The sequence below is a fragment of the Neotamlana nanhaiensis genome (assembly GCF_000943555.1).
In the GTDB taxonomy this organism is placed as follows: Bacteria; Bacteroidota; Bacteroidia; order Flavobacteriales; family Flavobacteriaceae; genus Neotamlana; species Neotamlana nanhaiensis.
This window is the reverse complement of the sequence record NZ_JTDV01000003.1, coordinates 357,727-376,750: the sequence shown is the minus strand read 5'-3', so window position 1 is coordinate 376,750 and position 19,024 is coordinate 357,727. Positions and strand designations below refer to the sequence as shown.

Genomic DNA, 19,024 nt, shown 5'->3' with positions numbered 1-19,024 from the left:
TTTTTATATTAAGACTTAGGTAACAACACCTTATCTATTACATGAATTACACCATTAGATTGATTCACATCTGCAATAGTAACTTTCGCAGAATTACCATTCTCATCTTTAACATAAACATCTTTACCCTTTAACCACAAAGTAATAGTACCTCCACTAACAGTTTTAACAGTAGCCTTACCTTTGTTGTCTTTTACGAGTTTAACAACATCGCTAGCATTCCATTTACCCGCAACAACATGGTACGTCAATATTGTTTGTAATGTTTTTTTATTTTCTGGCTTTAATAAACTTTCTACAGTTCCATTTGGTAGTTTGTTAAATGCTTCGTTGGTTGGAGCGAAAACTGTAAAAGGTCCTTCTCCCATAAGCGTTTCCACTAAATCTGCGGCTTTTACTGCTGCAACCAAAGTAGTATGATCCTTAGAGTTAACTGCATTTTCTATAATATTTTTTGTTGGGTACATCGCTGCACCTCCTACCATTTTCGTCTGACTAGACATCATATCACTTTGTGCAAAAATGACGTTAGTCAAAAATAAAGTTGTTAATACTAAACTCGTTTTAATTAATTGTAATCGTTTCATTGTAATTTTTTTTATGATTTACTCTACAAACGATATTTTTAAAACATCGGTTTTTATAATTATTCAATTTTAACATCCGTTAACAATTTTATGGTAGTCTAACCATTAATTATTAGTACTTTTATAAAAATATTAAATAAGAAATTATGGCAACAGTAACCTTAAAAGGAAACGCAATAAACACCGTTGGAGAACTTCCTAAAACAGGAACAAAAGCACCTGCTTTTTCATTAACAGCAACAGATTTATCTACGAAATCATTATCTGACTTTAGTGGAAGCAGAGTCGTTTTAAACATTTTTCCCAGTGTAGACACAGGTACATGTGCGCAATCTGTTAGACAATTTAACACCGAAGCTAGTGAACTAGAAAACACTAAAGTGCTTTGTATTTCGAAAGACTTACCTTTTGCACAAGATCGTTTTTGTGGTGCGGAAGGATTGGATAACGTTATTAGTTTATCTGATTTTAAAACAGGCAGTTTTGGTAAAGATTACGGCGTTGTTTTTGCTGATGGCCCATTAGAAGGCTTATTATCGAGGAGTGTTGTGGTTTTAAATGAATCTGGCGAAGTTATTTACACCGAACAAGTAAGCGAAACCGTTGATGAACCTAACTACAAGGCGGCACTAGAAGTACTTTACTAAACATAGTTAATGCAAAAAAACGAGCCTTTTATTATAAATCGCTTAAAAAGTGTAGGTTATGCTTTTAAAGGCATGATGCTACTGCTAAAAACCGAAGCAAGTGTAAAAATTCAATTTGTAATTGGCATACTGGTTACGGTTTTTGGCTTTTATTTTAATATTTCTACTAACGAATGGATTGTGCAAACCTTAGCCATTGGTGTTGTAATGAGTACGGAAGGTATGAACACCGCCATTGAAGAAATTGCTAATTTTATTCATCCAGAACATCATACCAAAATAGGATTAATTAAAGACATCGCTGCTGGCGCCGTTTTTATAGCCTCGGTTTTTGCTGTAATTATTGGGTTAATTATATATATTCCTAAGTTTATTTAAACTTAAATCCCAATTAGATTAAGTTCTCTTACCACTTTCGCGACATGGCTATGCAATTTTTCAAAATAAAGTTTCGTTAACGTTAGTAATTTGTATTTTTGCTCAAACAAAAACCGTTAATGGCGAAGCGTAAACCCAAAACTAAAAAAACACCTAGAAAAACATTTAAACTGCCAAGCTTTAAGCTATCTAACCAGCAGAAACTGGTTTTAGGTAGTTTTTTAGTCATTTTTGGCATTATATTATGCATTGCATTTATCTCGTTTTTCTTTACTGGAGAAGCCGACCAAAGTAACCTTACCCATTTTACCAACCGCAATACAGAAACTAAAAACTGGTTAAGTAAAACAGGTGCTTGGTTAAGCGATTTATTTATTCAGCGTGGTTTTGGTGTAGCATCCTTTATTTTTTCTGGACTCATTTTCTTATCGGGTATTTATGTTTTAATGAATTTAAATACGGCCAAACTCCGTAAACATTGGTTTTGGGGCACTTTAATTGTTATTTGGCTTTCTATTTTATTCGGCTTTTTTAAAACAAATACCGATATCCTTGGTGGCACCGTTGGTTTCGAACTTAATTCATTTTTACAAGATTACATTGGCAAAATAGGCACTTCGCTACTACTATTATTTGGTTTAATAACCTATTTAGCCATTCGTTTTAAAGTCACTTTTGAGAGCATTACAAATCTTTTTAAATCAGCTAAAAAGGATTTAAAAGAAGAATTTGCCGATGCCAATAAAGATACTATTATTCCTGTTGATAATAATTTAACTGATGAAGCTGAAGCCTTTAAAGAAGCTTTTGAAATTAATTTAGAAAAACAACCTGAAACAAAACCAGAACCAACGCCAGAACCTGTTAAAGTTGTAAAAACCGAACCTATTTCGGCGCCTTTAGAAGTTAATGTTGCTGAAGGTGAAGAAGAGGAAGAACTTGAAATGCAGGTGGAACAAGTCATTGATGAAGATGCAGAAAGAAACAACTTAGCCAACAAATTAGTTGATGATTTTGGTGAATTCGATCCCACTTTAGAGCTATCGAAATACCAATTTCCACCACTCGATTTATTAAAGAAATACGACACTGAAGGCATTACCATAAATCAAGAAGAACTTGAAGCCAACAAAAACCGTATTGTAGAAACGCTAAGTAATTACAAAATTGGAATTGCAAGCATAAAAGCCACCATTGGGCCAACTGTAACTTTATACGAAATTGTTCCAGAAGCTGGTATTCGAATTTCGAAAATTAAAAATTTAGAAGACGATATTGCACTTTCGCTATCTGCATTAGGTATTCGTATTATAGCGCCAATTCCTGGAAAAGGAACTATTGGTATTGAAGTACCAAACACAAATTCTACCATAGTTTCTATGCGCTCGGTAATTGCAGCTAAAAAGTTTCAAGGTTCCGATATGCACTTGCCTATTGCCCTTGGTAAAACCATTAGCAACGAAACTTTTGTGGTCGATTTAGCTAAAATGCCTCACTTGCTTATGGCTGGTGCTACGGGTCAAGGTAAATCGGTTGGTTTAAATGCTATTTTAACCTCATTACTCTATAAAAAACACCCTGCTGAAGTTAAATTTATTCTAGTCGATCCTAAAAAAGTAGAATTAACGTTATTCAACAAAATTGAGCGTCACTATTTAGCAAAACTTCCAGATAGTGAAGAAGCCATTATTACAGACAATACTAAAGTTATTAACACTTTAAATTCACTTTGTATTGAAATGGACAACCGTTACGAACTGCTTAAAAATGCCATGTGTCGTAACATTGTTGAGTATAATAAAAAGTTTAAAGACCGAAAATTAAATCCAAACGACGGGCATCAATTTTTACCATACATTGTTTTGGTGGTTGATGAGTTTGCCGACTTAATTATGACGGCAGGAAAAGAAGTAGAAACGCCTATTGCTCGTTTAGCCCAATTAGCTCGTGCTATTGGTATTCATTTAATTATTGCTACGCAGCGTCCTTCGGTCAACGTTATTACAGGTATAATTAAAGCGAATTTCCCTGCTCGTATTGCTTTTAGAGTAACCTCAAAAATAGATTCGCGTACCATTTTAGATGGTTCTGGAGCCGACCAACTTATTGGTCGTGGTGATATGCTTTACACCCAAGGCAACGATTTAATTCGCGTACAATGTGCATTTGTAGACACGCCAGAAGTAGAAAAAATAACAGATTATATAGGTTCGCAAAAAGCCTATCCAGAGGCCTATTTACTGCCAGAATATGTAGGTGAAGAAAGTGGCACAAGTCTTGATATAGATATCTCAGATCGCGATAAATTGTTTAAAGATGCCGCTGTGGTTATTGTAACAGCACAACAAGGTTCAGCATCATTATTACAACGTAAATTAAAACTGGGGTATAACAGAGCTGGTAGAATTATAGACCAACTTGAAGCCGCTGGTATTGTTGGGCCGTTTGAAGGTAGTAAAGCACGCCAAGTACTAATACCCGATTTAATTGCGCTAGATCAACATTTAGAAAACGAAATTTAATTAAAATTACCAATGAAAAAATTTATAACATTAGCATTACTAACAATTTCAATTTCGGCATTTGCTCAAAATAAAGGCAAAGCATTATTAAACGAAGTTTCTGCAAAAGTAAAAAGTTATAAAAATATATCTCTCGATTTTAAATACACCCTTGAAAACACTTCGGAAAACGTAAAACAAGAAACTAAAGGCGATGTGGTGATGCAAGGCGAAAAATACCGCTTAAACATTTTAGGTATTACTAGACTTTTTGATGGTAAAAAATTATATAGCATTAGTCCTGAAGATGAAGAGGTAACCGTTTCAGCAGAAAGTGAAGACGACAGTAACGCTATTACACCAAGTAAAATGCTTTCATTTTATGAAGAAGGTTACACTTACAAATTAGATATCGAGCAAAATATTAACGGTAGAAAAATTCAGTATGTAAAATTAACGCCTATTGATTCTAATTCCGAAATTAAAACTATTCACTTAGGTGTAGATGCGCAAACAAAAAACATTTACAACTTAATTCAGGTTGGAAAAAACGGTACAAAAACAACACTAACGGTAAATTCTTTTAAAACCGACACACCGTTGTCGAAAACCTTATTTACCTTTGATGCTAGCAAATACAGCGATTATTACATCAATAATTTAGACTAGTTTTTTAGTGAAAATATTAGACCGTTACATATTAACTACGTATCTCCGTACATTTTTCAGCGTGTTTACCATACTCATGCTGATTTTTGTTTTACAAACCATTTGGCTTTATATACGTGAATTGTCGGGTAAAGACCTCGATATTATGGTAGTTGTAAAATTCTTAGTGTATTTTATGCCTAAGTTAATTCCGTTAGTATTACCGCTCACTATTTTATTAGCATCTATTATGGTTTTTGGTAGTTTTGCCGAAAATTATGAGTTCGCAGCCATGAAATCTACCGGAATTTCGTTGCAACGCGCCATGTCTGGTTTAAGTGTATTTATAGTTATATTAGCAATAATTACCTTTTTCTTTTCAAATAACGTAATTCCTTGGGCCGAATATAATTCCTATAATCTTCGAAAAAATATTGCTAAATTAAAACCTGCTATGTTACTAGTTAAAGGGCAGTTTAACGAAGTGGATGCGTACAATATTAAATTTTCGGATAAAACTGGTGAACGTGGACAGTATTTAAAAGATGTTGTTATTCATGTAAAAGGCGCTAATAATAGAGAAAATACCACAACCATAATATCGAAAGAAGGTGAACTTGCTAGTGAAAAAGATTCGAATGTTTTAAAACTAATTTTAACCGATGGCTATTATTACAGCGACTTATCGCCAAAAAAACGAAAAGACCGCGAAAAAAAGCCTTTTGCTAAAACTAAATTCGATACTAAAATTATAAATATTGATTTATCGGAATTAAACAATGTTGATATTGATGAAAAATCGCAAACCGATAAATACAGCATGCTAGATGTTTCTGGCTTAACGGAATCGATAGATTCTCTTGCAGAAAAAGCACAACGCGATTATGGTACTTTTGCAAAAAATTTACACCAACGCTCCAACTTACTAACCACAAGAAACAAACCGTTAACCATACAAAAAGATAGCCTTTCAAAGCCTAAAGACTCAGTATATTTAGGAAATTTGTTTGATGTTTTTAATACGAAACAAAAAATTCAGTTGGTTGAAAATACCGCACGAACGCTATCAAGTCCGCAACAAATAATAAAATCGAAAGAATCGAATTTAAAAATTCAAACCGAAATTTATAACCGCCATATTATTTCGTTACACGAAAAATTCGCTTTAGGTTTTGCCTGTATTATTCTCTTTTTTGTTGGTGCACCGTTGGGCGCGCTTATTCGAAAAGGTGGTATTGGTTTGCCAATGGTTATTGCTATTTTACTCTTTTTAACCTATCACTTTATTGGCATTTTCGCTACAAACAGCGCCAAAAAAGGTGGTTTTAATCCTGTTTTAGCACCATGGTTTTCTACCTTAATCATGCTTCCTTTAGGTGTATTTTTAACTAAACGCGCCACTGCCGATAAAGGTTTGTTCGATTTTGATAGTATTTTAGATCCGCTTAAAAAAATCTTCAGAATAAAACTGAAAAACACCCACGATTATAAGTTTTTAAATTCTAAAAAGAATCATGAGCTTATAGATATAATTAACAATTATGAAGCCTTAGGTCACGATGAAACTTGCAGACATGAAGCCTACAAAGTATTAACCTCAAGAGGAAACGATTTAAACGATTTAACTCAAAATGGCTTAATAATTAACGATAACTACAAAGCTTCAGAAGACTTAATAAACAAATCGTACACACCACATGCTAAATTTGCAATCTCACTATTTCTTATTGGTGTCGTGCTTTTAGTGCTTCATTTTGTATTTAAAAATAACAAATTACCATCGGTTGCAACGGCCTCAATCCAGTTAAGTGTTATGTCGCTTATTCTGTTTGTAATTTATTATTTAAAATCGTTAAAAAACTTATTTTCGTTTTATTCACTCATCAATAAACCGCGCAAAAAACCACATCTTATTTTAATCATAATAGGATTCCCGCTATACTTTATTTCGCACCTTTTGTTTAAAGAAAAAGTAAAAGAAGACTTAAAGTTAAATTATTTAGAATCTTTAAAATAAGTAATATCTTTGCAACATGTTAGCAGAACCTATGACACCAAAAAAAGCTTCTACATTCCAACTAAATACCATTCAAGAAGCCATTGACGATATAAGAAAAGGCAAAGTAATTATAGTTGTTGATGACGAAAATCGTGAAAACGAAGGCGATTTTTTAGCTGCCGCCGATATGGTTACACCAGAAGTTATAAACTTTATGGCCACCGAAGGACGCGGTTTAATTTGTGTACCGCTTACCGAAAGTCGTTGTAAGGAATTAGACCTTAACATGATGGTTAACAACAATACCGACCCTATGGAAACCGCTTTTACAGTATCGGTCGATTTACGCGGTTATGGTGTTACAACAGGTATTTCTGCAAGCGACAGAGCGCAAACCGTTAAGGCTTTAATTGATGACAATATAAAACCATACGAATTAGCTCGACCTGGTCATATCTTTCCTTTAATTGCTAAAGATGGTGGTGTTTTACGCCGAACAGGACACACCGAAGCCGCCATAGATTTTGCACGTTTAGCTGGCTTAAAACCCGCTGGTGTTATAGTTGAAATTATGAATGATGATGGCTCTATGGCAAGATTACCAGAGCTTATGGAAGTTGCCAAAAAGTTAGATTTAAAAATAGTTTCGATTGAAGATTTGGTGGCATACAGAATGCAACACGACTCACTAATTGAAAAGAAAGAAGATTTTCAAATTGAAACTCGTTTTGGTAGTTTTAGGCTTCGTGCTTACCAACAAACTACAAACAACCAAGTGCATATTGCGTTAACAAAAGGAACTTGGAGCGAAAATGAAGAGGTACTAACTAGAATTAACTCAAACCCTACAAACAACGATGTTTTAGGTGCTATTACAAACAATGTTGACGTGCAACTTAACAACATGTTTGAGGTAATAAACACCGAAGGTAAAGGCGCTATTTTATTTATAAACCAAGAATCGCAATCGATGAATATTTTAAACAGATTGCAAACTTTAAAAGCACAACAAACACCAAACCAAGTTACCGAAGCTCCAAAAATTAGTATGGATGCTCGCGATTTTGGTATTGGTGCGCAAATACTGCACGATTTAAATATTCATAAGCTTAAACTATTATCAAATAGCCAACAAACCAAACGTGTTGGTTTAATTGGCTACGGTTTAGAAATAGTGGAATATGTAAATTATTAACTGTTTTAAAACATCCAGAGCAATAAAAAAGAGAAAGAGGAGCAAACTTTCCTCCCAATTTGTTGCTCCCCTTTTCAGGATTGATTAATAGCATCTTCTTTAATCCTTTATAATTTCGATAGACTTGATGACTTTATTATCATGTAAAACATGCAAAATATAAACGCCTTTTTTTAAATGATCTATACTCATGTATAACTTATCTTGGGTGTTATCCTTGGGCGATTCAATCATTTTAACGCATATACTACTTGTTACTTATGTAAATTTATATGCTAAATTGTTTATTTAATACTACATATGTTACAAATAATAGAACAAACGTCACAATCCCTAAAAATCAGTTATTTACAAACAAAAATACAGTGTTTTATTTAGAAGAAAACTCGTTTGGAGTGCATTTATACACGGCCTTAAAGCATTTAATAAAATACGATGGTGTGTTAAAACCAACCTGATACGCTATTTCTGAAACGGAAACATCGGGATGCTTTTTTAAAATATTAACAGCCAATTGTAATCGTTGGTTTCTTATAAACTCCGATGCACTTAAACCAACAACCGCTTTTAATTTTCGGTGTAATTGTGTTCTGCTCATTTGCATTTGGTTTGCAAACGCTTCAGCTGTAAAATCTGGTTCGGTTAAACACTCATCAACCACCTGTTTTAGTCGTTTTAAAAATTCACTTTCGGTAGATGTAACTTTAATATGGGCAGGCACCATTGAAAAATTATTAAGAAAATGATTTTGAAGTGTTTTTCTATTTTCAATAAGCTTTTCTACTCTTAATTTGAGTTTTTCGCTATTAAAAGGTTTGGTTATATAGGCATCGGCACCGGTTTTTAAACCTTCCATTTCGTTTTTATCGCCAACTTTTGCAGTTAATAAAATAATAGGAATATGGCTGGTAAGTTCGTTATATTTTAAAGTATTACACAACGCAATGCCGTTGGTTTCTGGCATCATTATATCGCTAATAATAATATCTGGTTGGTGTTTTAACGCCTGCTCAATTCCTATTTTACCGTTACTGGCTTCAATTATATTATAATTAGTTTTAAAAATGGAGACTATAAATTTTCTTATTTCGGGTTCGTCTTCAACAATTAACATATTAGAATTTTCAGAATTTTCATTTCTAAAAATTTCTAAATCAGGTGCAACGGAAGGTATATTATTATCTTCTATAATTTCGGAAGTTTTAAAAGCCGCTTTAGTAATGGGTAAGGTTACATTAAATTGAATTTTATCTTGTGCAATACTGTTTGCAATTATACTTCCATGCGAAAGAGATACCAGTTCTTTTACCAGAGCTAAACCTACACCAACACCTTCTGAAGCTTCGTTATCTTGATAAAACCGCTGAAATAATTTACCTAAATCGGTTCTCAAAATATCTTTATTGGTATTGGTAATAGAAAACACCATTGCTTCATTTTGCCTATTAGCATTGAGCACTATTTTACTTTGTTCTGGGGCATACTTAATGGCGTTAGACAATAAATTTGAACTTATTTTCTCAATAACATCGGTATCGAACCAAGCGTTTTCTAAATTATGAATTTTACTTTCAATTTTAATGCCTTTTTCTGAAGCTTTATAACTAAAAGCCGCTAAAATTTGCTGTAAAAGCACATTTAAATTTCCGGCTTTTACCTTTAATTGTGCTTGCCCAGAATCGATTATAGATAAATCTACCATTTGGTTAACCAAGCCTAACAATCGGTTTGCATTTTGCTTAATAAGTTGCAGCTCGTTTTTATCTTGTTCGGGTAATTTTTGGTTTGCCAATTGATTTTCTAAAGGGCCTAAAATTAAAGTTAAAGGCGTTCTAAACTCATGCGAAATATTAGTGTACAATTTAGTTTTAAATTCATCGAGCTTTTTTAATCGCTCAGTTTCGGCGTGTTCTAATTGTAACTGTGTTTTTATTTGCCAACGAAACCTTAAATACCTATACACCCCAAACAATATTAAAAGCACTAATAACGCATAAAACAACTTCATGCCATTGGTAAAATACCAAGGCTTTAAAATAGTAAACGTATAGCTTGCCGGTTGGTTATTCCAAACGCCATCGTAATTACTCGAAATAACCTGGAACGTATAATTACCAGGTGCCAAATTGGTGTAATGCGCAAAATTTACGCTTTTTGAATTGACCCAATCTTTATCGTAATTCAAGAGGCGGTATTTAAATAAATTACGTTCGGGTTGAGAAAAATGTAAACTGGAAAACGTAAAAGTTACAGTATTTTCATTGTAATTTAGTGTTGTATTGGAGTGCATGGAGTAATTTTGAGAAAATACCTCGAAGTTTGAAATTATTGTTTTTGGCTTAACGGTATTATAAGTCAACAATTCGGGAGAAAACCAATTAACACCATCTAACCCGCCAAAATACAACACACCATTCTTACCTTTGTAGTAGGCTCCAGTATTAAATTCTGCATTTTGTAAACCATCAAAAGTTGTAAAAGATTCAAAACTGATATTTACTGGATTAAATTTACATAAACCATTATTGGTGCTCAACCATAAATTATTCTGGTTATCTGGTAAAATTCCGTAAACCACTTGGTTTGGTAAGCCTTCTGCTTTACCATAACTATCAACATTTTTTGTTTTAATATTATACTTTTTTAAGCCAGAACCCAATGTACCAACCCAAAGCAAATTATCTGCAACATACAATGACTTAATTTTGTCGTGAAGCACTTCAATTTTATCAATGTTATCGGTTTTAATATTTAATTTATAAACGCCAGTATTTTCGGCACCCAACCAAAATATACTATCGTTTTCTTGTATTGCTGTTCTAATATTATTTTCCTTTAAAACAGAATTATTAGCATTATAACTTTTTAATACGCCTTCTATTTTATCGAACAAAACCAAGCCATGACGCTCTGTTGCAAGCCAACGCCTGTGTTTTGTTTCGGGTATAATTTTCCAAATGGTGTAATCGCTTAAATCGTTATAAAACTTAAAACCTCCCGATGTTTTTTTAGTATTTAAACCGTAACCTTGATGGCCAACCCACAAATCATCATCATAATAATTTAAACTAATAACTCTATTACTTGCAATATTCGAGTTATTGGTGGTTAAAGTTTTATACTGTTTTATGTTCTGGTCGAAATACGTTAAGCCTTTGCCTGAAGTTCCAATCCACAGGTTTTCGTTTTTGTCGGTTGTTAAACTTCTAACCATGTCTACATTTACCTCGTTTGAAACCTGATTATTGGTAAGCATATTAAATTTAATAAGGTGCTGATCGTAAAAACTTGCCCCTGTTCCATCGGTTCCAAACCAAATTAATCCGGTAATATCTTGGTACAAACACAAAATATCGTTGTAATGAAGTGCGAACGGGTTATTTTTATTGGCTTTAAAATTGGTTACCGAATGTGTTTTTAAATTTATATAATAAGCTCCATGACCATAAGTTACCAGCCATAAATTGTTTTTGGAGTCGATTAATAAATCTTCAATATTTAAGTTTTTGGGCAAATTAATATGATTAAAAGGCTTAAACACTGAATGCCCTTTTGGCTGATAAAATAAGCCATTTCCAAAAGAACCAAGCCAAATAGTTTGATTGTTGTCTTGCGCTAAAGCACTAAAGTTTACATTTTTGTTTGAAGCTACCGATATTGATTGATATGTATTACTTTTTGAAACCTGAAACAAAGCTCCTGAAGTTGCAACAAATACTTTATTATTAAAAGACGCTAATTCGTAAACGGTTTTTGACGTATCATCGTTTTTAAAAATTTGAATGGTATCTTTTGTTTTAGCATCAATTTTAAAAAGCCCGTTGTTGTAAGTTCCTATAAAAAGGTTTTTTTGTGCGTCCTGAAAAACCGTACTGGCTTTAAAATTTAATTTAATGGGTTTAAAATTATCGGTTTGGGGTTGATACAACTCTAGGTTACCCGAATGTGTAATAATCCACAGTCGGTTTTGGGTATCAATATAAATTTCGCCAAGGTTACTAAATGAGGCTCGGGTAATATCTTCAAACTGTTTATTGTAATATTTAAAATCGCGCCCATTGTATTTGTTTAGCCCGTCTTGTGTGGCAAACCACATGTAGCCAATAGAATCTTGAGCGATACTAATAACGCTATTTTGCGATAAACCTTGCTCTACATTTAATTGCTGAAAAGCCATTTGCTGCGTTTGGTTTTGCCCAAAAACAGCAATTGAAATTAGCCATATAAAACAAAGCCTAAAATTCCCCATAGCCTTAGCACTTAACTACCTAAAGTTAACTAAAAGACTAGATAAAAAAAATTATTTTAAAACCGAAGCAATAATTTGGGCCATTTTTTGAGCTCTTACTTTTACCTCATCTTCAGTCCAGGACAATTTAATTAAACAGGAAATATTACGTCCTATAAAATGATCGGAGTCATTAAACGAAGCTGTTTCGAGGTACTTTAATCCGTTTTTTACTTCTTCTGAAATTGGAAAAAGTGATTTTAAATTTTTTAGATGCTCCCACTTGCGAATGTAGTGCCAATTGTTATCGTAGTAATTCCAACAAGCGTCGATACCGCCTTCTTTAAAACCTTGAATAACTTTTCTTGCCGATTCTAAATAGGGTAAAAAGAAGTTAAAAAACGCTCCGCTTTCTTCACCGCCAACTGGCACAGTTCGTAAAGTAACTTGAGGTAACGCACCCACAACTTCTTGAAATATGTTAAGATATTTACGTTGAATATTTAAAAACTCTGGTAAACGCTTTACCTGTGCTAAACCAACGGCTGCATGAAGTTCTGATATGCGGAAGTTATAGCCTAAAAACGGGTGTGTTTCAGCACCGCGATCGTTACCTACGTGATCGTGACCGTGGTCGCTATAATGGTCGGCGTTGGTGTAATAATTTTGGTTATTGGTTATTACAGCACCTCCTTCGCCACAGGTTATGGTTTTCACAAAATCGAACGAGAAACACCCTAAATCGCCAATACTACCTAGTGGTTTGCCATTATAAGTTCCGCCAATAGCTTGACATGCATCTTCAACCAAAAGCAAATTATTTTTAGTTGCAATGGTTTGTAATGCATCCATATTTGCCATACTACCACACATTTGTACCACCATTATGGCTTTTGTTTTTGGTGTTATGGCTTGTTGTACAGCTTCTGGATTTAAACAAAGTGTATCGTCCACATCGACTAAAACAGGGATGGCACCAAGCATCATTATGGCTTCAAAACTGGCTACAAAGGTAAATGTTGGCATAATTACCTCGTCGCCTGCTCCTACTCCTGCGCTTGCTAATGCAACACTTACAGCTGCCGTACCACTTGATACTAATTGTACGTGTTTGGTTTGAAAGGCTTTTGATAATTCGGTTTCGAGTTCTTTGGCTTTCCAGTGGCCTTTGCGCATGCCATCGAAACCATAGCGCATGAGTACGCCGTTATCTAATACATCGTTTACTTGTTGTTTTTCTAACTCTCCAAATAGTTCAAATCCTGGCATGGTGTTTTTATTTTGTTGGTGGTTGCGTTAGGGATTGCAGTGTAAATCCTTTTTTAAGGTACGAGAAAAAGATTGCAACGTAAAGCCCGACCCCGAACTTAGAAGGGGTAACGCCCTAAAATTTTAAATTTCTATTACTGTTTCGGTTATGGGTTTGCGTACTTTTTTTAGGGTTGCAAATAGGTCGTCTTGAGCGCGAATACCTACGGGTAATAGCAACACCGATTTTAGTCCTTTTTGGGTTAAGCCCAGAATTTCATCGTAGGTTTCGGGTATAAAGCCTTCCATGGGGCAGGCATCTACCTCGATACTGGCGCAAACGGTCATTAAATTACCGAGAGCGATATAGGCTTGGTTTTTAGACCATTGCTGACGCTCGATTTCGGTCATTTTTTCGATAGTTGCAATAAGGCCATCTTGGTATGGCTTTAAAATACTATCGGACGTATTACGGATATTTTTTATGTTTTTATAGTAGTTAACAACATCTTGCGCTACTATTTTTTCTTGTATACAAATAACTAAAAGGTGCGACGCATCGACAACTTGTTTTTGATTATAGGCGCTTGGTACTAATTTTTCGCGCAACGCTTTATTTTCTACAATTACTAAGGATATGGTTTGTAGCCCGTAGGATGTTGCCGTTAAATTAAAGGCTTGTTTTAAAACATCGAGCTGTTGTGGCGATATTTGTTTTGTTGTATCGAATTTTTTAGTGGCATATCGCCAATTTAATTGTTTAAGTATATTCATAAAACAGGTTATAACGTAACAAAAATACTATTTGCTAATTGGATTGCACAAAAATTACCAGAAAATTAATTATTGTTGGATAGAAAATAATTTTTGAAAAAAAATGTGTTTTTATTTGAAAGCATTGAAAAAGTATTTTATATTTGCACCCGCATTAAGCAAATAGCTTATGAGGCACTCAAGGAAGAATGGCAGAGTGGTCGAATGCGGCGGTCTTGAAAACCGTTGAGGGTCACACCTCCGGGGGTTCGAATCCCTCTTCTTCCGCAAAAACCTCGTTATCAATAGATAATGAGGTTTTTTTGTATATAAGATTTAAAAAATTGTTGATGACTTTTAAAATTTACTGTGTCTCCTACCTATAAAATTGAAGTCCCTAATTTGTGAAAAATTGAATAAATGATCGTTCTTTTTCGAGTTAAAATATGTTGATAGACAAGAAACTATTTCATGTTTTATCTGCAACAGAAAAAAATAGAAATAGATATTTAATTCTTTACATTTAAAATTAATTACTAATTCAAATTAATAATTACGAGATGCTTCCTAACGAACCACTTTCTGTTGGTTTGAGTTCGAAAATAAAATCTGGATTTAATTGTTCTTCTATTCGGTGAGATACATACAAAATTGCTGTGTTAGTTTCTTTAGCTATTTTGTTTATTAAATTAGCAAAAAGTGCTGCTTCGGTATCATCTAATCCATTTGTAGGCTCATCCAAAATTAATAATGGAGGACTTTTAACCATGGCTCTAGCTATTAAAACCAAACGTTGCTGGCCTTTGGTTAGTTCTACAAAACTTTGCTTTCTAACCTCAAATAAACCGAGCACTTTAAGCCATTGATGTGCTATTTCTATTTCTAAATGCGAAGGTGTTTTATAAAGCCCAACTGAATCGAAAAATCCAGAAACTACCATATTACCAATAGAATCTAATCGTGCAAAACCGCGAACCATATCTGCCGTGAAATAGCCCATTTTCTTTTTTAACTCCCAAACACTCTCACCACTACCCTTTTTTACTCCAAACAAATGAATATCTTGACCGTAAGCTTTTGGGTTGTCGCCATAAATCATACTTAACATGGTACTTTTTCCTGAGCCATTAGGTCCAATAAGTTTCCAAAATTCTCCAGGTTTAATAGTCCATGAAATATCTTTTATTATGGTACGATCTCCATATTTTACAGTTACCTCATTAAACTTTATTAAGGTATCGAAGTCTTCGTTACTATTTTTATAGGGCTGTGGCAATGCTAAATTAAACGCAGTATCCTGCTTATTTTCTTCGGGATTAAATGCTACTAACGCTTCATTTTTAAAACAAAAAACCGATTGTATAAATGGTAATACATCGGTTAATCTGTTTGATATTTGTATTAAAAGTGTATACTTACTTAATGCTTCTAATGTGGTTTTAAACTGTTTTTGAGCTTCAATATCTAAACTACCAAAAACATTATCTAAAATAATATAATCGGGTGCTTTAGCTATAATATGTTTCAGTAAAGCTTGCTTACGTTCACCTTCTGAGGAATTATACAGACTATTATCAACTTTGGTTGTAATATCCATTTTACCATGCCTAAGCTCTTCATCTATAAATTTATTTAATGTTGCTTCTGAAAATAAAGCACCATTTAAATTTTTAGTTTCAGGAATGACTTTTGAAGCTAAAATATCTTGAATTAGCTTTTTTTTATCATCTTTATTTGAAAGATAAAAAGCTGTATGTTGAGCCACTACACGAATAAATTATAAACTTTTAGTATGGAATGGAATTAATCCCTCGATCGGTCGACGAATAAAATTACCAACAGTAAAGCCCATTTCTTCGGCTACTGCCTTAATTTCATCTTGCGCAAAATAAGCTATTGAACCCGCAAAGTGTACTGGCACTGATTTAAGTTCCTCTTTATATTGCATAATCATGGTTTCGGTAAACAACCTAATACCTTTTTTTATTAATTCGATAGTGTAAGCAGAATCTTTATGAAGAAACATAAACTCGGCAAAACTAGCTAAATAGGCATTAGGGCTTGGTTTTTTATAAAGGTTATTCTTTACAAAATCGGTATCCATGTTAAACTTACTACCAAAAGCTACTTTAATATTTTCTGGCATTTTATTAAAGTAATAATCGCGAATTAACTGCTTGCCATAGTAATTTCCTGAAGCATCATCCATTAAAGTGTAGCCTAAAGAATTTACACGCTGGTGTAAGTTTTCGCCATCGTAATAACTACAGTTTGATCCCGTTCCTAAAATACAAACTACAGCTGCCTCTTCAGGATGATTAATTGTTGAATAAACAGCCGCTAAAGTATCTTCATTAACTTCAACATGAGCATTTGGAAATAGTTTTTTTAACACGTTTCCTAAGTTTTGTTGGGCATTTTCTGTACCACAACCTGCACCATAAAAATATAAATGCGTAACCTCGTTACTGTGTTTTATAAGTACATCGCTCTTTTCGATGCGTTTTGTTAGCTTACTTTCTGAAAGAATTGCAGGATTTAGTCCTTCGGTGCGAATTTTTTCGAGTAATTTATTTCCATCTGTATCTACCGCTATCCAATCTGATTTAGTAGAACCACTATCAACAATTAATACCATATTTTAAATATACAAAAACTCCACAGCTTTGTTTAAAAAACTTTTCTGTGGAGTTTTATAGTTTGTTTAGTTAAATTAAATTTTGCTTATGTATTGAGCAAGGTCAATTAACTTTGTTGAGTAACCAAACTCGTTATCGTACCAAGACACTAACTTTAAGAAGTTATCGTTTAAAGCAATACTTGCTCCAGCATCGAAAACACTAGTTAAAGATTCTGAAACAAAATCTTGAGATACTACAGACTCTTCAGTGTAACCTAACACACCTTTTAATTCGTTTTCTGAAGCACTTTTTAAAGCCGCTTTAACCTCATCCCAAGTTGCTGCTTTTTCGGTTCTAACTGTTAAATCTACAACAGATACATCTGGAGTTGGTACTCTAAATGCCATACCTGTTAATTTTCCGTTTAATTCAGGAATAACTTTACCTACAGCTTTTGCTGCACCAGTAGAAGAAGGAATGATGTTTGCTAATGCACTACGACCACCTCTCCAGTCTTTTCTAGAAGGCCCATCAACAGTCATTTGAGTTGCAGTTGTAGCGTGAACTGTTGTCATTAAACCTTCAACAATACCAAAGTTATCGTTAATTACTTTAGCTAAAGGCGCTAAACAGTTAGTTGTACAAGATGCGTTTGATACAATAGTATCTGCTGCAGTAATTTTGTCGTGGTTTACACCCATTACAAACATTGGTGCATCGGCAGATGGTGCAGAGATAGCTACTTTTTTAGCTCCTGCTTTAAGGTGTGCTTGAGCTTTATCTAAAGTTGTGAAAATACCAGTACAATCTAAAACAACTTCTGCTCCAATAGCATCCCATTTTAAATCTTCTGGGTTACGCTCTGCAGTAATACGAATTTCATTTCCGTTTACTACTAAGTTACCATCTTTAATATCTACAGTACCGTTAAATCTTCCGTGTACAGAATCGTATTTTAATAAGTATGCTAAGTGCTCAACGTCTAATAAGTCGTTAATACCAACAATTTCAATATCTGGTCTAGAAGCTGCTACTCTAAAAGCAATTCTACCTATTCTTCCAAATCCGTTAATTCCTAATTTTAATTTTGACATAATAATAGTTATAAATGTTTATTTTAAGTGCTCATAATATCAGACACTCGTAGTAATTCTAAGTTTATTTTTGTTTTTCCTTTTATAGCTTTTTCAAGCGGTGTTAATTGCATTTTACCATGCATTAAGCCAACCATATAGTTTGTTTCGCCTTCTAAAATAGATTCTACAGCTTTTACACCCATTCTACTCGCTAAAACACGATCGAAACACGATGGCGCACCACCACGTTGCATGTGTCCTAAAACAGAAACACGCACGTCGTAACCTTCCATATTTTGATCGACATAATCTTTTAGCTCAAAAATGTTTTTACCTATTTTATCACCTTCAGCTACAATTACAATACTTGATGTTTTGCCTGTTGTTTTACTTCGGTTTAACGATTCTACCAAACGATCTAATCCTAAATCTTCTTCAGGAATTAAAATCTCTTCGGCACCACCAGCAATACCAGCATTTAATGCAATATGACCAACATCGCGTCCCATTACTTCAACAAAGAATAAACGGTTGTGCGAACTCGCGGTATCACGAATTTTATCAATAGCATCAACAACAGTGTTTAATGCCGTATCGAATCCCAAAGTATGCGTTGTTCCATAAATATCGTTATCAATAGTTCCTGGAATACCCATTACTGGGAAGTTGAACTCGGTATTAAAAACAAGTGCACCAGTAAACGAACCATCGCCACCAATAACCACAAGGCCTTCTATATTTTCCTTTTTAAGATTTTGATATGCTTTTTCTCTACCTTCTTTAGTTCTAAAAGTTTTAGATCTAGCAGATTTTAAGAAGGTACCACCTTTGTTAATAATACCTTTTACGCTACGTGCTGTTAAAGGTTCAAAATCGCCTTCAATTAAGCCTTCGTATCCGCGGTAAACACCTACGCATTCTATATTATGATAAGCACACGTTCTAACTACAGCACGAATAGCGGCATTCATGCCTGGTGAGTCTCCACCCGAAGTTAAAACAGCTAGTTTTTTTATGTTTTCCGACATTAATTTATGTACTTTATTGAGTAAAATTAGTAAACAAAAAGCACATATCTAAAGGATTCAGACATTTTTAATAATACTTTAAAAACTACAACGTTTTAGTTGATAAAAATGCACC

The 19,024-nt window shown here is 33.9% G+C and carries 15 protein-coding genes and 1 tRNA gene; 7 read left to right on the top strand and 9 right to left on the bottom strand.

Translation table 11 applies throughout. The features are described from left to right. Positions 1-8: 8 nt before the first annotated feature. Complete coding sequence (locus PK35_RS07120) at positions 9-506, bottom strand: fasciclin domain-containing protein (protein WP_117624657.1); 498 nt, start codon at positions 504-506, stop codon at positions 9-11. A 227-nt stretch (positions 507-733) separates the two neighbouring features. Between PK35_RS07120 and tpx the strand changes: the two genes are divergently transcribed. The 6 genes from tpx to ribB all read left to right on the top strand — a co-directional run bounded on the left by tpx (position 734) and on the right by ribB (position 7,955). Then, the gene (gene tpx, locus PK35_RS07115) at positions 734-1,234 is read left to right on the top strand and encodes a thiol peroxidase (protein ID WP_044625993.1); all 501 of its coding nucleotides are present in this window, start codon (positions 734-736) and stop codon (positions 1,232-1,234) included. A gap of 9 nt (positions 1,235-1,243) precedes the next feature. Beyond that, positions 1,244-1,612: a diacylglycerol kinase gene (locus PK35_RS07110; RefSeq protein ID WP_044625992.1), complete on the top strand. Its 369-nt coding sequence runs from the start codon at positions 1,244-1,246 to the stop codon at positions 1,610-1,612. A gap of 119 nt (positions 1,613-1,731) precedes the next feature. Next, on the top strand, positions 1,732-4,134 hold the full coding sequence (locus tag PK35_RS07105; RefSeq protein ID WP_052825916.1) for a DNA translocase FtsK: 2,403 nt from the start codon (positions 1,732-1,734) through the stop codon (positions 4,132-4,134). A 12-nt stretch (positions 4,135-4,146) separates the two neighbouring features. After that, positions 4,147-4,782 carry an outer membrane lipoprotein periplasmic chaperone LolA1 gene (gene lolA1 / locus PK35_RS07100; protein ID WP_044625991.1) on the top strand — a complete coding sequence of 212 codons (636 nt, stop codon included), beginning with the start codon at positions 4,147-4,149 and terminating at the stop codon, positions 4,780-4,782. A 7-nt stretch (positions 4,783-4,789) separates the two neighbouring features. Beyond that, on the top strand, positions 4,790-6,778 hold the full coding sequence (locus PK35_RS07095; RefSeq protein WP_082048541.1) for an LptF/LptG family permease: 1,989 nt from the start codon (positions 4,790-4,792) through the stop codon (positions 6,776-6,778). Between the two features lie 16 nt (positions 6,779-6,794). Further along, entirely contained in the window at positions 6,795-7,955 is a 1,161-nt protein-coding gene (gene ribB, locus PK35_RS07090; protein ID WP_238320898.1) for a 3,4-dihydroxy-2-butanone-4-phosphate synthase, read from the top strand. A gap of 99 nt (positions 7,956-8,054) precedes the next feature. Here the strand turns inward: ribB and PK35_RS17950 are convergent, their stop codons facing one another. The 4 genes from PK35_RS17950 to PK35_RS07075 form a co-directional block, all read right to left on the bottom strand. Next, positions 8,055-8,189, bottom strand: coding sequence for a hypothetical protein (locus tag PK35_RS17950; RefSeq protein ID WP_262509284.1), 135 nt, complete (start codon positions 8,187-8,189; stop codon positions 8,055-8,057). 136 nt (positions 8,190-8,325) lie between these two features. Next, on the bottom strand, positions 8,326-12,204 hold the full coding sequence (locus PK35_RS07085) for a hybrid sensor histidine kinase/response regulator transcription factor (RefSeq protein WP_044625989.1): 3,879 nt from the start codon (positions 12,202-12,204) through the stop codon (positions 8,326-8,328). A gap of 51 nt (positions 12,205-12,255) precedes the next feature. Next, positions 12,256-13,452: a DegT/DnrJ/EryC1/StrS family aminotransferase gene (locus PK35_RS07080; RefSeq protein WP_044625988.1), complete on the bottom strand. Its 1,197-nt coding sequence runs from the start codon at positions 13,450-13,452 to the stop codon at positions 12,256-12,258. Between the two features lie 123 nt (positions 13,453-13,575). Next, positions 13,576-14,205 (bottom strand): NAD(P)H-dependent oxidoreductase, encoded by a 630-nt coding sequence (locus tag PK35_RS07075; RefSeq protein ID WP_044625987.1) that lies wholly within the window; start codon positions 14,203-14,205, stop codon positions 13,576-13,578. Between the two features lie 182 nt (positions 14,206-14,387). On the opposite strand from PK35_RS07075, the gene PK35_RS07070 reads away from it, so the two are divergent. Continuing rightward, positions 14,388-14,472 (top strand) — tRNA-Ser (locus PK35_RS07070). Positions 14,473-14,737: 265 nt separating this feature from the next. On the opposite strand, the gene PK35_RS07065 is transcribed toward PK35_RS07070, so the two are convergent. From PK35_RS07065 to pfkA, 4 genes are all read right to left on the bottom strand, one after another. Next, positions 14,738-15,949, bottom strand: coding sequence for an ATP-binding cassette domain-containing protein (locus PK35_RS07065; protein WP_044625986.1), 1,212 nt, complete (start codon positions 15,947-15,949; stop codon positions 14,738-14,740). Positions 15,950-15,961: 12 nt separating this feature from the next. Continuing rightward, entirely contained in the window at positions 15,962-16,822 is an 861-nt protein-coding gene (locus PK35_RS07060; protein ID WP_044625985.1) for an N-acetylglucosamine kinase, read from the bottom strand. A gap of 75 nt (positions 16,823-16,897) precedes the next feature. Then, a complete protein-coding gene (gap, locus tag PK35_RS07055; RefSeq protein ID WP_044625984.1) occupies positions 16,898-17,899 on the bottom strand; it encodes a type I glyceraldehyde-3-phosphate dehydrogenase in 1,002 nt (333 codons plus the stop codon). 23 nt (positions 17,900-17,922) lie between these two features. Further along, a complete protein-coding gene (gene pfkA / locus PK35_RS07050) occupies positions 17,923-18,909 on the bottom strand; it encodes a 6-phosphofructokinase (RefSeq protein WP_044625983.1) in 987 nt (328 codons plus the stop codon). Positions 18,910-19,024 lie beyond the last annotated feature (115 nt).

What these genes read in the sequence shown, in the direction of transcription:
- PK35_RS07120 (WP_117624657.1), bottom strand. Translation starts at nt 506, where the DNA reads ATGATGTCTAGTCAGACGAAAATGGTAGGAGGTGCAGCGATGTACCCA.
- tpx (WP_044625993.1), top strand. Translation starts at nt 734, where the DNA reads ATGGCAACAGTAACCTTAAAAGGAAACGCAATAAACACCGTTGGAGAA.
- PK35_RS07110 (WP_044625992.1), top strand. Translation starts at nt 1,244, where the DNA reads ATGCAAAAAAACGAGCCTTTTATTATAAATCGCTTAAAAAGTGTAGGT.
- PK35_RS07105 (WP_052825916.1), top strand. Translation starts at nt 1,732, where the DNA reads ATGGCGAAGCGTAAACCCAAAACTAAAAAAACACCTAGAAAAACATTT.
- lolA1 (WP_044625991.1), top strand. Translation starts at nt 4,147, where the DNA reads ATGAAAAAATTTATAACATTAGCATTACTAACAATTTCAATTTCGGCA.
- ribB (WP_238320898.1), top strand. Translation starts at nt 6,795, where the DNA reads ATGTTAGCAGAACCTATGACACCAAAAAAAGCTTCTACATTCCAACTA.
- PK35_RS17950 (WP_262509284.1), bottom strand. Translation starts at nt 8,189, where the DNA reads ATGATTGAATCGCCCAAGGATAACACCCAAGATAAGTTATACATGAGT.
- PK35_RS07085 (WP_044625989.1), bottom strand. Translation starts at nt 12,204, where the DNA reads ATGGGGAATTTTAGGCTTTGTTTTATATGGCTAATTTCAATTGCTGTT.
- PK35_RS07080 (WP_044625988.1), bottom strand. Translation starts at nt 13,452, where the DNA reads ATGCCAGGATTTGAACTATTTGGAGAGTTAGAAAAACAACAAGTAAAC.
- PK35_RS07075 (WP_044625987.1), bottom strand. Translation starts at nt 14,205, where the DNA reads ATGAATATACTTAAACAATTAAATTGGCGATATGCCACTAAAAAATTC.
- PK35_RS07060 (WP_044625985.1), bottom strand. Translation starts at nt 16,822, where the DNA reads ATGGTATTAATTGTTGATAGTGGTTCTACTAAATCAGATTGGATAGCG.
- gap (WP_044625984.1), bottom strand. Translation starts at nt 17,899, where the DNA reads ATGTCAAAATTAAAATTAGGAATTAACGGATTTGGAAGAATAGGTAGA.
- pfkA (WP_044625983.1), bottom strand. Translation starts at nt 18,909, where the DNA reads ATGTCGGAAAACATAAAAAAACTAGCTGTTTTAACTTCGGGTGGAGAC.